10 protein-coding genes are annotated in these 14795 nt (G+C 66.0%); 8 read left to right on the forward strand and 2 right to left on the reverse strand.

Annotation, left to right across the window (positions count from 1 at the left end; translation table 11 throughout):
* The first annotated feature begins 31 nt into the window (after window positions 1–31).
* The 6 genes from C3K08_RS07125 to C3K08_RS07150 all read left to right on the forward strand — a co-directional run bounded on the left by C3K08_RS07125 (window position 32) and on the right by C3K08_RS07150 (window position 10446).
* Entirely contained in the window at window positions 32–1552 is a 1521-nt protein-coding gene (locus C3K08_RS07125) for a class I SAM-dependent DNA methyltransferase (protein ID WP_199776887.1), read from the forward strand.
* The gene (locus C3K08_RS07130; protein ID WP_199776888.1) at window positions 1549–3027 is read left to right on the forward strand and encodes a class I SAM-dependent DNA methyltransferase; all 1479 of its coding nucleotides are present in this window, start codon (window positions 1549–1551) and stop codon (window positions 3025–3027) included. Before C3K08_RS07125 ends, C3K08_RS07130 begins: the two co-directional genes overlap by 4 nt.
* Window positions 3017–4231 (forward strand): restriction endonuclease subunit S, encoded by a 1215-nt coding sequence (locus tag C3K08_RS07135; RefSeq protein WP_158679871.1) that lies wholly within the window; start codon window positions 3017–3019, stop codon window positions 4229–4231. Before C3K08_RS07130 ends, C3K08_RS07135 begins: the two co-directional genes overlap by 11 nt.
* Window positions 4228–7182 carry a type I restriction endonuclease subunit R gene (locus C3K08_RS07140; RefSeq protein WP_104990674.1) on the forward strand — a complete coding sequence of 985 codons (2955 nt, stop codon included), beginning with the start codon at window positions 4228–4230 and terminating at the stop codon, window positions 7180–7182. Before C3K08_RS07135 ends, C3K08_RS07140 begins: the two co-directional genes overlap by 4 nt.
* An 18-nt stretch (window positions 7183–7200) precedes the next feature.
* Complete coding sequence (locus tag C3K08_RS07145) at window positions 7201–8850, forward strand: helix-turn-helix domain-containing protein (protein WP_104990675.1); 1650 nt, start codon at window positions 7201–7203, stop codon at window positions 8848–8850.
* Between the two features lie 81 nt (window positions 8851–8931).
* The gene (locus tag C3K08_RS07150) at window positions 8932–10446 is read left to right on the forward strand and encodes a competence protein CoiA family protein (protein ID WP_104990676.1); all 1515 of its coding nucleotides are present in this window, start codon (window positions 8932–8934) and stop codon (window positions 10444–10446) included.
* A 130-nt stretch (window positions 10447–10576) separates the two neighbouring features.
* Here the strand turns inward: C3K08_RS07150 and C3K08_RS17880 are convergent, their stop codons facing one another.
* Together C3K08_RS17880 and C3K08_RS07160 are read right to left on the reverse strand one after the other, a co-directional pair.
* On the reverse strand, window positions 10577–12577 hold the full coding sequence (locus C3K08_RS17880) for a hypothetical protein (protein ID WP_158679872.1): 2001 nt from the start codon (window positions 12575–12577) through the stop codon (window positions 10577–10579).
* Between the two features lie 360 nt (window positions 12578–12937).
* Window positions 12938–13216: a competence protein CoiA family protein gene (locus C3K08_RS07160; protein WP_104990678.1), complete on the reverse strand. Its 279-nt coding sequence runs from the start codon at window positions 13214–13216 to the stop codon at window positions 12938–12940.
* A 197-nt stretch (window positions 13217–13413) separates the two neighbouring features.
* On the opposite strand from C3K08_RS07160, the gene C3K08_RS07165 reads away from it, so the two are divergent.
* A complete protein-coding gene (locus C3K08_RS07165) occupies window positions 13414–13872 on the forward strand; it encodes a hypothetical protein (protein ID WP_104990679.1) in 459 nt (152 codons plus the stop codon).
* A gap of 38 nt (window positions 13873–13910) precedes the next feature.
* The gene (locus C3K08_RS07170; RefSeq protein WP_104990680.1) at window positions 13911–14543 is read left to right on the forward strand and encodes an RES family NAD+ phosphorylase; all 633 of its coding nucleotides are present in this window, start codon (window positions 13911–13913) and stop codon (window positions 14541–14543) included.
* The last annotated feature ends 252 nt before the right edge of the window (window positions 14544–14795 follow it).

Genomic DNA, 14795 nt, shown 5'->3' on the forward strand with positions numbered 1-14795 from the left:
CGCCAGTGACTTCCCCTCCGAGGTGCTGGCCATGATGAGCTACGAAGGGCTGCCGTTCGATCCGAACGGTCCGACCCTGACCCTGCCCGAACTCGAGCAGCGCCTCTGGGGCGCCGCCAACGTCCTGCGCGGCCCGATCGACGCGGCCGACTTCAAGGCCTACATCTTCCCGCTGCTGTTCTTCAAGCGCATCAGTGATGTCTGGGACGAGGAGTACCAGGCCGCCTTCGAGGAGTCCGGCGGCGACATCTCCTACGCCACGTTCAAGGAAAATCACCGCTTTCAGATTCCCGACGGCCACCACTGGCGCGACGTCTTCGCCGTCACCGAGAATGTCGGCTTCGCGCTGGCCGCGGCGCTGCGCGCCATCGAGCAGGCCAACCCCGACACCCTCTACGGCATCTTCGGCGACGCCCAGTGGACCAACAAGGCCCGGCTGCCCGACGCGTTGATGCGCCAGCTGCTTGATGGGTTCCAGCGGCTGCGCCTGGGCAACCGCAATGTCCGCGAGGACGTCATGGGCCAGGCCTACGAGTACCTCATCAAGAAGTTCGCCGACTCGTCCAACAAGGCGGCCGGCGAGTTCTACACGCCGCGCGCCGTGGTGCGCCTGATGGTGAACATGCTCCACCCGCAGGCCCGCGAGAGCATCTACGACCCCACCGTCGGCACCGGCGGCATCCCGCTCGAGGCCGTCCACCACATCCGCGAGTCGGGCGGCGAGTGGCGCAACCTGGTCATCCGCGGTCAGGAACTCAACCTCACCACCCAGGCGATTGCCCGCATGAACCTGTTCCTGCACGGCATCGAGGACTTCAAGATCGCCCGCGGGGACACGCTGCAGGAGCCGGCCTTCCACCAGGGCGACGAGCTCGATCAGTTCGACTGCGTGCTGGCCAACCCGCCCTTCAGCCTGAAGGGTTGGGGCGCCGATCGGTGGGCCGCCGATCCCTATGGCCGGGGCGTCTTCGGCGTGCCCACCGACGGCAACGCCGACTATGCCTGGATCATGCACATGCTGAAAAGCCTGAAGCCCGGCAGTGGCCGCATGGCGGTCGTCATGCCGCTGGGCGTGCTGTTCCGCGGCGGGCGCGAGGGCAAGATCCGGCAGAAGCTGATTCAGGGCGACTACGTCGAGGCCGTCGTCGAGCTGGGGCCCAACCTCTTTTACGGCACCGGCATCCCGGCCTGCATCCTGGTGCTGCGCCTGGAAAAGGAGGAGGCTGCGCGCGGCAGCGTCTACTTCGTGGATGCCTCGCGCCTCTTTACCAAGGCCCGGGCGCAGAACTTCATGACAGACGCGCAGGCCGACGAGATCCACATGCTCTACCGGACCCGCGCGGACCGTCCCGGATTGAGCCGGGTGGTGCCCATCGAGGAAATCCACGCCGCCGGCTACACCCTCAAGCTGGGCCAGTACCTGCAGGCCGAGAGCCAGGGGGAGACCCTGACGGTGGCAGACGCCCTGACGAATCTCCGCAAGAAGCTGGCGGCCCAGAAGGTCGCTGAGGACCGCCTGGAGATCCTTCTTCAAAAGGCAGGCCACCTGTGATCACTCAACGCGACCTCGAAGCGCACCTCTGGGGCGCCGCGACGCTGCTGCGCGGCAAGATCGACGCCAGCGACTACAAGCAGTTCATCTTCCCGCTGATGTTCTTCAAGCGCATCAGCGACGTCTGGGACGAGGAGTTCGAGGGGGCCAAGGAAGCGTCCGGCGGTGACCTGGCGTTCGCGGCCCTGAAGGAGAACCACCGCTTCCAGATCCCCACCGGGCATCACTGGGACGACGTGCGCGCCGTGACGGTGGGCGTCGGCCAGGCCATTCAGGCGGCGCTGCGCGCCCTGGAGCAGGCCAACCCGAAGACCCTGGAGGGCATCTTCGGCGACGCGCCCTGGACCAACAAGGAGCGCTTCAGCGACGCCACGCTGGTGGCCCTGCTCGACCACTTCAGCCGGGTGAGGCTGGACAACGCCAACGTCCCCCACGACCAGCTGGGCAACGCCTACGAGTACCTGATCCGGCAGTTCGCCGACGACTCCGGCCACACCGCGCAGGAGTTCTACACCAACCGCACCGTGGTGCACCTGATGACCCGGGTGGCCGGCCTGAAAAGTGGCGAGAGCGTCTATGACCCCACCATCGGCACCGGCGGCCTGGCGCTCAACGGCGTGCTGGGGCTGCGCGACCAGGGCCAGGAGTGGCGCAACGTCAAGGTCTACGGTCAGGAGGTCAACCTGATCACCAGCGGCATCGCGCGCATGAACATGTTCCTGCACGGCATCGAGGAGTTCCACATCGCGCGCGGGGACACCCTGGCGGAGCCGGCCTTCCTGGACGAGGGTGGTCTCCAGACCTTCGACGTGGTCCTGGCCAACCCGCCCTACAGCATCAAGCGCTGGAACCGCGAGCGCTTCGCGGCCGACCCTTATGGGCGCAACCTCTACGGCACGCCGCCCCAGGGCAACGCCGACTACGCCTTCTTGCAGCACATCATCGCCAGCATGAACGCGACCGGGCGCGCGGCGGTGCTGTTCCCCCACGGCGTGCTGTTCCGCGACGCGGAGGCGGAGATGCGGCGCAAGATCCTCGAGGACGACCTGATCGAGGGCGTCATCGGGCTGGGGCCCAACCTCTTTTACAACTCGCCGATGGAGGCCTGCGTGCTGGTCCTGAACCGCAGCAAGCCAGCCCAGCGGCGCGGCCAGGTCGTGATGGTCGATGGCAAGCACCAGGTGACCCGCCAGCAGGCCTACAGCTTCCTCTCCCCGGAGAACGAGGCCAAATTGCTGGGCGCGTGGCGCGAGCCAGACCAGCATCCGGACATCGCCCGCGTGGTGTCCCTCGAGGAGATCGCCGGCCAGAAATTCAGTCTCAGCATCCCGCTTTACCTCTACCAGGGTCAGGATGGCCTTCAGAGTCACGACGTCCAGGTGGCGGTGTCCACATGGCGAGAGAGTCGCGCCACCCTCCAGGGACAGACCGCCACCCTCTTCGACCTGCTCCAGGAGGCCAGCCATGCAGATTGATCCCAGCGGGTGGCAACCCGTCACCCTGGGCGAGATGGTTCAGGAGATCTCGATCCACGAACGCGCTCCCGAGAAACAGGGGATTGACCGGTATGTCGGGCTCGAGCACCTCGATTCTCAGGACCTGCGCGTTCGCCGCTGGGGGCTGCTTTCCGAGGGCGTGACCTTCACCAAAGTCTTCCGCGCTGGCCAGGTGCTTTTCGGCAAGCGCCGCGTCTATCAGAAGAAGGTGGGCGTTCCCGACTTCGATGGCCTCTGCTCCGGCGACATCATCGTGCTGGCCACCAAGAGCGAGCAGCTGCTGCCCGAATTCCTGCCGCTGGTGATTCAGTCCGACGCTTTCTTCGCCTACGCCGAGAAGACTTCAAGCGGTTCGCTATCCCCGCGCACGAAGTTCCGGGAGCTCGCGAAGTTCGAGTTCCTGCTCCCCCCGCCCAAGCAGCAGCGCGAGCTGGTGGAGCTGCTGCTGGGGGTCGATGGGGCGATTGAGGCATCCGTGCTTACAGAGCAAGCCGCTCGGGAACTGTTCCTGGCGCTGGGCGCGCGCGAGATGACTCCTCCCCCGGGCTCAACGTTGATCTCTCTGGATCAGGTCGCTGACATCGTTGGAGGAAAGCAGTTGTCGCCCAGCCAAGCGACTGGGGACAACATGGTTCCCTATCTTCGAGCGGCCAATATCCGCCTTGGCTGGATCGACTTCGATGACGTCAACCAGATGAATTTCGAACCGCGAGAACAACAACGGCTCACGGTGCACCCTGGCGACACCTTGCTGATGGAAGGCAATGCCAACCCGGCCTACGTTGGCACACCGGCCCTCTTTAGCGCTGCCATGCCGCGCGGCTTTTGCATTCAGAACACTGTCATCCGCCTTCGTCCGACAGACCCGGCGAGGCTGCTACCGGACTACCTTTACATCGCGATGCGGCACTTCTTCGAATCCGGCAAGTTCAAAGAACTGGCCTCGGGAAGCAGCATCAAGCACCTGGGCTCCACTCGCGTCGCGCGGCTGATGGTGCACCTGCCTCTGCCTCATGAGCAGGCCCACACCGTCAGCCTGCTCAAGGCCGCTTCAGAGACGGCCGATCAGACTGCCCAACACCTCGCCCACCTCCGCACCCTGCGCGCCGCGCTGCTCAACACCGCCCTCTCGCCAGCGCCGGCGGCCGTCACCGCGCCGGCACCCGCCCTGGTCTCCGCATGACCTTCAACGAGGCCAACACCGCCGAGGGGCTGGTCACCCACACCCTCACGCGGTTGCGCGGGCTGCGCTGGCGCTTCGTGCCGGCCCGGGACCTGTCCCGCGAGGAGCGCGACGTCTGCGTCTGGCCGCTGGTCACCGAGGCCCTGGTCCGGCTCAACCCGGAGATCGCTGCCCGGCCGGCACTGGCCGAGGAGGTGATCTACAAGCTGCAGGCGATCTTGCACGGCGCCCGCGCCAACCCGGTGCGCGCCAACGAGGAGTTCACCTCCTGGCTGCGCGGGGAGCAGACCCTGCCCTTCGGGGAGAACCACGAGCACGTGCCGGTGCGGCTGATTGACTTTGCCGACCCCGCGAACAATGACTTCGTCGTCACCCAGCAGTACACCTACCGGGCGGGCACGCTGGAACGGCGCTTCGACACGGTGCTGCTGGTGAATGGTCTGCCGCTGGGCATCGGGGAGGTGAAGTCGACGACGCGCCCCTCGGTCTCCTGGCAGGACGGGGCCAAGGACTTTCTCGACGACTACTGGAAGAACTGCCCAGCGATGTTCGCGCCGAACGTCCTGTGCTTCGCGTCGGAGGGCAAGACCTTCCGCTACGCGGCGCTGGGCGGCGGCTACGAGCACTGGGCTCCGTGGCGCGAGACCACCGACCGCACGCCCAGCCCGCTGGAGGAGGTCAGCCGGGCGGTGCAGGGACTGCTGCGCCCCGAGACGCTGCTGAAGATGCTGCGCGACTACAGCATCTTTCCGGTGGTGCAGGGCGGCCGCAAGGTCAAGGTGCTCGCCCGCTACCCACAGGTGGAGGCCACCGAGCAGATCGTCGCGCGCGTGGTGCAGGGCCAGACCCGCCGGGGGCTGATCTGGCACTTCCAGGGCAGCGGGAAGAGTCTGCTGATGGCCTTCGCGGCCCAGAAGCTCAAGACCACGCCGGCGCTGCGCAACCCGACCGTGATCATCGTGGTCGACCGCACCGACCTGAACAGCCAGATCGGCGCGACCTTCGACGGGGCCCAGGTGCCGAACACGGTCACGGCCGACAGCCGGCGCGACCTGGAGCGCCTGCTGCGCGAGGACACCCGGCAGACCATCATCACGACGATCCACAAGTTCGGCGAGGCCGACGGCGTCCTCAACGCGCGGGAGAACATCGTCGTCCTGGTCGACGAGGCTCACCGCACCCAGGAGGGCGACCTGGGGCGCAAGATGCGCGCGGCGCTGCCGAACGCCTTCCTCTTTGGCCTGACCGGCACACCCGTCGCGCGAGGGGACCGCAACACCTTCGCGTGGTTCGGCGCCAGCGAGGACGAGGACGGCTTCCTGAACCACTACTCCTACAGCCAGTCGATCCGAGACGGGGCGACCCTGCCGGTGCACTTCGAGCCGCGGCCGGCGCACCTCAAGGTCGACCGCGCGGCGGTGGACGCCGGCATGGAGGTGCTGGCCGGCGACCACGGGCTGACCGATGCCGACACCCAGGAACTGGTACGGCGCGCCGGGCGCATGGAGCACCTCTTCAAGGCCCCGGCGCGCCTCTCGGCCATCGCCGACGACATCGCGGCGCACTTCCGCACCCGGGTGGCTCCTGCCGGCTTCAAGGGTCAGGTCGTGATGTTCGACCGCGAGGCCTGCGTGCGCATGAAGGGACTGCTCGACGAGCGCCTGGGCGAGGACGTGAGCGAGGTGGTGATGATCACCCAGCCCGGCGACCTGGAGCGCTGGCAGGAAGCCGGCCTGACGGTCACCCCGGAACAGTTCGCCCGCTGGACCGAGCTGGACAAGGACGCGGGCAAGCTCGAGAAGCTGCTCTCGCGCTTCCGGGACCCCAGGGACCCGCTGCAGCTCCTGATCGTGACCAGCAAGCTCTTGACCGGCTTCGACGCGCCCATCAACCAGGTCATGTACCTGGACAAGCCGCTGCGCGACCACACCCTGCTGCAGGCGATCTGCCGCACCAACCGCCTGTATCCCGGCAAGACCAGCGGGCTGGTTGTGGACTACCTGGGCGTGTTCGACGACGTGGCGAAGGCCCTGGACTTCGATCCCGAGAGCATCAAGGGTGTGATCCAGAACATCGCCGAGCTGGAAGCCGGGTTCCCGGCGGCGATGCGGGCGGCACTCGCGCACTTTCCCGGCGTCGACCGCAGTGTGGACGGCTTCGAGGGCCTGATGGCCGCCCAGCAGGCGCTGGCGACCCCCGCGGCGCGCGACGAGTTCGCGGCGGACTTCAGCGTGGTGCACCGGCTGTGGGAGGTGCTCTCGCCCTCCGCGGCGCTCGCGCCCTTTGAAACGGACTACCGCTGGCTGGGGAGCGTCTACGAGAGCCTGCGGCCGCCCAGCGGGATCGGCGTGCTGCTGTGGCATGCTCTCGGCGCCAAGACCATCGACCTGATCCACCGCCACGTGACGGTGGACCACATCGAGGAGAGCCTCGACACCCTGGTGCTGGAGGAAAGTGTCCTCGGGCTGCTGTCGGGCGATCAGGCCGAGCAAAAGGGGAAGCAGATCACGCTGGCGATCGAGCGGGTGCTGCGCAAGAAGGGCAACGTGGCGAAGTTCGAGCTGCTGGGTGAGCGACTGCAGCGCCTCCAGGAGCGCTACGCCCAGGGCCTCACTGGGGGGCTGGCGTGGCTCAAGGAGCTGCTCGCCCTGGCGCGCGAGGTGCTGGAGACCGAGCAGCAGGAGCAGGTCGAGATCATCCCCGACGGCAAGAGCGCTCTGACAGCTCTGTTCGAGGAGCACCGCGGCGAGGAGACCCCCGAGATCGTGGGCCGCATCGTGGGCGACATCGACGAACTGGTGCGCGCGGCGCGCTTCGACGGCTGGCAGCACACCACCGCCGGCGACCGGGCGATGCGCCAGGCGCTGCGCCGCGCGCTGCTGAAGTACAAGTTGCACACCGACGAGGAGCTCTTCGACCGGGCTTACGGGTATATCCAGCAGTATTACTGACTTTCAAGGCAGGTGAATGTGACGACGAACTTCGGTCCGACAGTCCTCCTAGACTTCAGCGACCCGGCGCAACTGGAACTGTTCCTGCGGGACGCTATTCGCCGCAAACAAGAGCATGACAAGCTGGACTTCAAGCAGGACCTGGAATTCACGACGTCGACCGGCGAGAAGAACCCCAAGGGGCGCACGAATCTCGTTCGGTTGGTGTGCTCGCTGGCCAACAGCGAGAGTCCGCTTTTCGGGGATTACGGCTTCCTGATCCTGGGGGCAGACAGTGAGGGGCAGATTCATCACGTTCCTGAACTGGACAAGGGGAGCGACAAGCTGCACGCTCAGATCGGCGACATCCTGCGCGAGTACCTGGAGCCGGTGCCTGACTTTCAGGTGCATGTGTTCCAGGAGGCCAGCGCGGCCTGGGGGTGCATTTTGATCCCGCCTGGGCAGGCGGCCCGGGGGCCGTTCATCTTCAAGAAAGAGTCGACGGAAAAGGGCTGCAATTGGCGTCGCGGCGAGTGGCGGGTGCGCCGCTCCGCGAAGGTGGTCGAACCGGATGGCTCAGACTATGCGCGGGTGGAACGCGCCAAGCTCGAGCAGGTCCTGCAACCGCTGCGCGCCCAGCTCCACCGCCATGAGCAGGCCATCGCGCAGCTTCAGGGCAAGCTCGACATGGTGAAAAAGCATCAGCTGCCGCAGATCGAGCTCCAAGCTGAGCCTTGCAAGACGCCGGTGATCCTGCACGGGGGCAACCTTGACAAGCTTCGTGCGCGCGCCATCGAGGCCGCCCGCCAGAGCCCGGAGCTTTACACGGCAATTGACGACTTTTTGCAGGAGGCCAAGCGGCGCATCACGGCGCGCTCAGCGCCCGTAGCGACAGCAGCGGTGACAAGTGCAGGGACGCTTGGCAAGCTTGCTGGTCTGGACACGGCTTCCCTTCTCAAGGCCCAGCAGCTTAGCGACGTGATCGGGGGCCCTCGCACCAGAAGGACTGTCTCGCCAAGCCGCATCAAAGCGGTGCAGAGCTTCTTGGAAGAAGTGCTGCAGGAGCCGATTGACCCCTCATGGATGGTCTTCGACGATCTGTATACCCGGACTATGCTTCTGGACCGCCAGAGCTGGGAAGGCGATGATTACCCTCTTTTTCAGAAGTTCTGTGCCCTCGAAAAGCATCATTCCGCACTGCTGCTCGACCGGATGGAGCGTCAGCGCAACCGCGAACAACTTGACGGATGCTTTGAATTCACCCTCCGGGTGAGGAACGCTGGGCCGGTTAAGACTGGGGATCTGCAGCTCACCGTTGAAGCGACGGAAGACAGCGACGTGACCCTGCTGGAGCAGATGCCTGTGCCCCGGCATGAGCTTCCTGTAGAGGAAGAGGGCCCTTTCCCCCGCTTCAAAATGCCCAAGATCTACCACCCTGCTCAACCCGAGCCGACTGCCGACATCCTCGAAGAGGACTCCTGCGAACTTGAGGCCGCTTCCCTCTCGCCTGGACAGACCGGGCCGGCCTGGACTCTGCCGGGGCGCTTTGCGGTAAAAGATCTGCCGGCTACGGGGAGCCGCAGGCTCAAGCTGAACATCAAGGTCATCTCGGATGAACTTCCTCAACCCCTGGTGCAGGTTGTGGAGACCGAGGTCCACTTTGCGAGACTCGACCGTCCAGTGCACTGAGGGGACTGGCTGACCGAGGGGAGGAAGAGGGTCGAACGGCCCGGTGCTTTGCTGCGTCCCGCCCCGAGACCAGGAGGTGCCATGAACCAGCGCCAGAGAATTCGCTATGCGCTCCGCGCCGGCGGCGAGCTCACGATTCCAGGTGCAGAAGCGGCGCGGCCTGCTGCGGCGCGCGGCGCCTACACCTGCCTGGTCTGCGGCGAAAGCCTCACGCTCAAAGCCGCCAGCAGCACGAAGGTGACCCCCTACTTTTCCCACGCCCCGGCCAGCCGCAACCGGGAAGGCCACGCCCCGGAGTCGGTGATCCACCACGCCGCCAAGGCGCGCCTGATGGCCGCGCTGAGTGCCGGCACCTCCCTGGTCGCGCTGTGGCCCTGTCCCGAGCTGGCCTGTCCTGGCCTCGCGGCACTGCCGCTGCACCTGCCTGAACACGACGAAATCCGGGCGGAAGTGGGGCTGGAAGACACCGGCTACCGGCTGGACGTGGCGTTGCGCCGGGCTGGACGAACCGTCTTTGCCTTCGAGGCCCGCCACACCCACGCGGTCGGGGAGACCAAGGCCCGCGATCTGGACGGGAGCGTGCCGTGGATTGAGTTCGCCGCCGAGGAATTCGTGGCGCAGGGCCACTTGCGGGTGCTGGACGGTCCGCGCCCCACCGAGTCGGCCGAGACCGGCCTGTGCCGGGCGTGTGCGGCGCTCAGACCCAGTGAGCGGGTCTGGGCGACCGAGGCCCTGAACGTGCGGCGCTGGCTGTGGAGCTTGCCCTGGGAAGCGCAGCTGATGGCGGATCATCACGTGCGGCAGTTGGAACAGTCCTTTGAAGGGCTGAAGCGGTCACAGGCGCGCGAAGCGCGGCGGGAGTGGTTCCAGGCCCGGGCCACCGGCGACGCGGAGATCTTCGAGATTGCGTTGCGGTTCAACGCCTGGGGGCATTCCCTGATCCATGAGCGTGCCGTCAGGGACGAACCCTGGGGGTCTCCTTACCCGGTGGGGCTGGGCTACGTCGTCCAGGCGTATCCCGAACCAGCCCTCGCGTTGCGGCTGACGGGCCGTCAGTTGCGGGCCCTGTGGTGGGGAGAACACCGGCAGGCGCTGCTCGAGCGCCGCCTGGAGCACCTCCGGGCGTGGCCGGTTCTGCCCTGTCCAACCCCGGCGCTGCCGGCGACGGGGTCATGGAGCCATGCAGCGACCCGGCACGCCGCGCTGATGCGCCTGGCAGAGCATGGGTCACGCACGGCCCTGAAGACCCGGCTTCATGCGCACGTCACCCTGTCGGCCATCATGGACGCGCCCGGGGCGTTCTCGACGAGTGGCGGGCACCACTGGATTTCTCTCAACAACCAGATCCCCCGTATCCGGGGGCTGAGCTTTTCGGGCGTGATCCGGTTGCTGCTGAAGGCTGGAGTCCTGGAGGAGGGCAGAAGTCAGGGCGGGCGCGGATTTCCGGGCCTCCCGCTGGACCCGCGGTCATGTCCTGGGTTTCCCCAGGAAGTGGCGGCCGGCGAAGCTGAGGCAGAGGGCCGGGGCCCTCCGGACTTTCCAGCGCCGCGGCCCGCTCCTCGGCCTCAGCCCACACTGTGGGACCTGGTGGAGTAGGGGATGTAACCGGGGGCGGGCGCACACGATTTGCGCCCTACTGAGCGTCTTGCCCCCGCTCACCCCACTGCTGGCCAGCGCCGGTGTCTGAAAGCCGCCCTGGCAATCACTTGCCGAGGCTTTTTCCGCATCAGAAGCGCAAAGTTCGGTAAAAGTTGTAAGGCGATCCGCAGAAGCACGCGCCACAATGGTCACAAATGCGCTTACGACACGCGACGCAGACTTCATCGAAGGGGTAGATATACTTCTTGCAATGCCAACAGTGGGTGTGAGGACGGCGGATTTCTACAAGTATCGGTCTGTATAAGGCTTTAGCCTCTGCTTGCGCTTCTGCGTGACTGAATAGCTCTGATAAGCGCTCCAGCGGAGCCTCTTTTGCGAGCTGGATCCCTACACGCCCCGCGAGACGCACAGTGGCCTGACGTATTGCAGTGTCGTCCGGTGGTAAAGCTTGAGGCATTAGCTTGTGCAAGGTCCGCAGCGTGGTTCTGGAACGTCCACTTGCGCCGTCTTTTCCAGTCAAGAAAATATCTACAAGTTGAATCCAACGGTCATGCACACGTTGTATTTCCTTCTCGGCTATATAAGCTTCGCGGTAAGGCAACACACGGTCGGCCACTTGCGGAGAACACTTTCCTTCGAAAATCTTGAAATGAGCACGTTCCACCGCCTGCAGGGTAAGAGTTGGAAATTCCACTAGCAATTCCTCAAGACGGTAGCGTTCGGGGTGGCGGAGATTAGTTCCGCACATCTGAGCAAAGTCCGAGGTGGTTTCCTCTCCGGGGGCCGTGAGGTACGCACGAAATCTCAGTGGATCTCTGCAGGTCATCTCAATGCGATGTAGGTGGTAGGAGCGGGAACTACCGTAAAGACGGATCCGCCGCACCGGTTCTGTCAATTGAATGCTAGGCATCGTCTTGCCGAGCGGCGGGGATGCGGTGCTGTCTGCGTAAGGCGTTGGCAATGTGAGTGATATTAATTCATAGTGAGCCAGGATGGCTTTGATTCGCGCTCCTAGATCAGATAGGTTCGGAGATGACTCGTGACTTTCTGGTACTGCCTTGGAGTGGACTGGCCGAATTCTTGGAATCATGTCTGGTGGAACATCGGCGCCAAGTGGCTGCATGTCCAAAGAGGCTAGACTCTGCGCAGAGGCGTCTTTTTGCGAAATGATCACTGGTCCGGAATTATGGACGCCTTTCTGAGGCTTTGGAGAAAGCCCGTCACCTGAACCCTCCACCCTGTTCTGTGCCTCAGACTTCGGTGGGACCGGGAGGCTGCGCTGATCTTTATCAGTAGCTGCAGACATGTGATCCAGAACTTTTAGCCGTTCAAGTTCTTTGCAGACGCGTGTCTCAGGGGCTGATCCCTTCAGTCCGCCAAACAATTCTGCGTGGAGTTGCAGGCGTTGAGCGGGGCTGAGTCTGGGGATGCGCAGCAGAGCGAGTTCCAGGTTGGCGCGCTGCGGATGCTCCAGATTGTTGGCAAGAAGCTCCAGCAAGTCGACCAGCCGTGTTCCCGCGCTCCAGCGAATCAGCGCGTACAGGCCGCTTGGAGTCTCAAGGTCGCGGTAGCCCAGGATCGGACATGTGCCGGTTCCAACCAGGAGCACACTGACCACCGCGCGCGCCGCGGGGTACGAGAGTACCGTCTTGGCCAGATCGCCCTCGCGCAAGTCGACGAACAGGTTGTCTGAGCTCAAGGCGAGAGGTCCCGAAGCGAGCGATGGCGCTGATACTCCCTGCGCTGGGGCCACCTGAGCAGCCACGACGAGGGGCTTCTGAGCGCCGGAGTTCAACTTCAGGTCAGTGGCACGGGTCGGGTTCAAGACCTGGGCGCCGAGCCGCGGCGCTGGGTCCGGATTCCTGGGTGTCAGAACTGCTGGCCCGGGAGTAGCCGGCCGGTTGTCCGGAAGAACCTTCGGCGGTGTGACCCCTGTAGCAGCGGTTTTTTTCTGATCCGGTTCCGCGCGGGAGTCGGGTGAAGCTGGAGGAGGACTACCTGACGAGGCACCCAGGACGAGCAGGGTACACAGCCCGCCGATCACGAATGCTCCCAGGACAGGTCCCAGAAGGGTGCTGATGACTGCCCATATGAAGCAGGCCGTCACGATCCAGCTGATCACGCGCATGTTCCGAGCGTAAAGATCGCGCGGTTGGTCCCAGATCAGCGCAGGATTTCAGCCGCCGGAAGACGCGAGGAAGCGCCGGCCGATGTGCTCTGCGCATGTGGGAAGTCTCCACGGGAATGTTCCTCCATAGGGGGCGCGTGCCGTGCCGTGAGGGTCCAACTCCAGCCAGGCCACGCCCAGTTCCGCCGCCCCCGCGCCCCCGATCCGGTGCTGGTGATAGACCTCGAAGCCGAAGACGACGCTGTCCCCTTGCATGGCTGCCACATCCAGCCGGTAGGCGCCCAGCAGGGCCTCCTCGGCGGCGTGGGTAAAGGCGGGGGGAACCCACGGCTCGTTGTGGGTCGCTTTACAGCCCAGGCGCTAACAGAACCGGCGAATCACGAAGGGGCGCTCACGCCGGCTCAAGGCCTCGGCGAGCCGCATCTTGGCTGCGAGGTGCATGACGCTCTCGCCGGCACAAGTGCTGCCAGGTTGGTGGGAGAAGTGCGCGCCGACGGGCCGGCCACGGCGCTGGTGCGCGCGGCGCAGCGAGACGGGCTCATGGCACTCCAGGCACGAGAAGGGGCCCGTGCCGGCGTAGGTCTCCGGATCCGCCAGAAGGCCGCCGGCGTCAATGGCGTAGGGAACGGCACGGGGCATGGTGGAAGCGTAATTGGCAGGGGGAGGGCGGCCGAACTGAGGAGGCTGGCGCGAGCCCGCCTCTTGTTCCCCCGGCCCGGGCGTGGGTCACGCCCGGGGAGCAGGGTTCCATCCAGGCGACTGACACGCCATCGCCCTGCGGCTTGAGTCATACCAGAATTGCTACGCTTTTCAAGGCAGTGTGGTAAATTGACCACATGACGATCCTCACGCCCGGTCTGGACCCTGCCCGTCGGCGGCGCGAGAGCGTCCGCCAGCGCGACAAGCGCTCGCAGCTTGAGCGCCTGACGCCCACCGCGCTGCTGGCCGCGCGTGACATCCTGACGCACTGGGGCCTGAGCGAGGCGTTGCAAGTCCGCCTGGTCGCGGGCGACAGCGGCATGACCAAGTCGACCTACCGCAGCAAGGTCGCCGCCGCCCAGGCGGGTACCCCGGTGGCGAGCCTGTCCGACGACGAGCTGCGGCGCTGCTCGTTGATCGTGCAAATCGCGCAGCTGCTGCAGGGGCTGTACGGCGGCGACCAGGCGCGGCTGTGGCCCACCCGGGTCTCGGACCAACCGCTGTGGGCTGGCCGGTCGCCCGCCGAGTACATGCTGGAAGAGGGCTTCGCGGGTCTGCTGAAGGTCCGTGACCACCTGCTGGCCCGGTCGCTTTGAGCCGGCCTGGCTTTGACCCGGTCCGCACCCGGGGAGCCATGGTGCCCCAGCCCACCCGGCTGCCTGGCACCATCCGGCTGGTGTCCTCGGTGCACCGCCTGGACGTGGCCACCACCTTGCGCGCGGTCACCTCGGGCCATGACCCGGCGCTCCTGGCCGAGCTCGCGGCGGTCGCCGGACCCATGACCGCGCCCACCGGGATCTTCACGCCGGCGGGCCTCGCTCAGCTGCTGGCCAACACCCGGCGCTACGGCGCCGCGGGCCGCTTTACCGTGGCGGGTGACGGCCGCTGGTATGCCGGCCTGGACCTGGACGTTGCCGAGGCCGAGCGCGGCCACCACCTGATGCGGGAGTACCGCCGTGACCGCGCCATGCCGGGTGCAGTGGCCTCGCTGGATCCCTACCAGGCGCACGTCCAGGCAAGCGGATGCTGCCTGCGGGGCGCGCCGCCTTACGACCAGCGGCTGATTCTCTCACCGGACGACTACGCGCCCGGTCAGGCGCTGGGCGCGGAGATGATGCGCCGGGGCGACCCTTTGCTGCGCTATCCCAGCGTGCGGCGGCCCGGAGGCGAGTGCGTGGTGGTATTTGCCGACCATGCCCTGGAGAGCGTCCAGTTGCTGCCTCCCCGAACGGCCCGGTGGACCGGCGAGGGGTTGGAGTGGTCCTAGGGCCATCAGGCTGAGCACAGGGGGGGAGAGCCGGGCTGCCCCAGGACCTTGGCCTGTTCCCCATGCCCAGGCCCGCCCCCCCTCTCGCCGGCCCGCCGTGCCGGGGAGAGGGCGGCGCGCCTCGGGGGCAGCATTTCCCCGGGAGCGTGCGTGGGTCAGGGTCGGCTTCCTGCGCAGCGAGGACGGGGTGGGTGGCCAGGGAATCACCGGGGGCCGGTGCCCCGAATGCCGGTCCTGGTGGAGGGCACGGCC

The sequence above is a fragment of the Deinococcus sp. NW-56 genome (assembly GCF_002953415.1).
In the GTDB taxonomy this organism is placed as follows: Bacteria; Deinococcota; Deinococci; order Deinococcales; family Deinococcaceae; genus Deinococcus.

Bases quoted from the DNA above. Each gene is read 5' to 3' on its own strand.
- C3K08_RS07140 (WP_104990674.1), top strand. From the start codon at position 4,228: ATGACCTTCAACGAGGCCAACACCGCCGAGGGGCTGGTCACCCACACC.
- C3K08_RS07165 (WP_104990679.1), top strand. From the start codon at position 13,414: ATGACGATCCTCACGCCCGGTCTGGACCCTGCCCGTCGGCGGCGCGAG.
- C3K08_RS07170 (WP_104990680.1), top strand. From the start codon at position 13,911: ATGGTGCCCCAGCCCACCCGGCTGCCTGGCACCATCCGGCTGGTGTCC.
- C3K08_RS07160 (WP_104990678.1), bottom strand. From the start codon at position 13,216: ATGCCCCGTGCCGTTCCCTACGCCATTGACGCCGGCGGCCTTCTGGCG.
- C3K08_RS07125 (WP_199776887.1), top strand. From the start codon at position 32: ATGATGAGCTACGAAGGGCTGCCGTTCGATCCGAACGGTCCGACCCTG.
- C3K08_RS07135 (WP_158679871.1), top strand. From the start codon at position 3,017: ATGCAGATTGATCCCAGCGGGTGGCAACCCGTCACCCTGGGCGAGATG.
- C3K08_RS07150 (WP_104990676.1), top strand. From the start codon at position 8,932: ATGAACCAGCGCCAGAGAATTCGCTATGCGCTCCGCGCCGGCGGCGAG.
- C3K08_RS17880 (WP_158679872.1), bottom strand. From the start codon at position 12,577: ATGCGCGTGATCAGCTGGATCGTGACGGCCTGCTTCATATGGGCAGTC.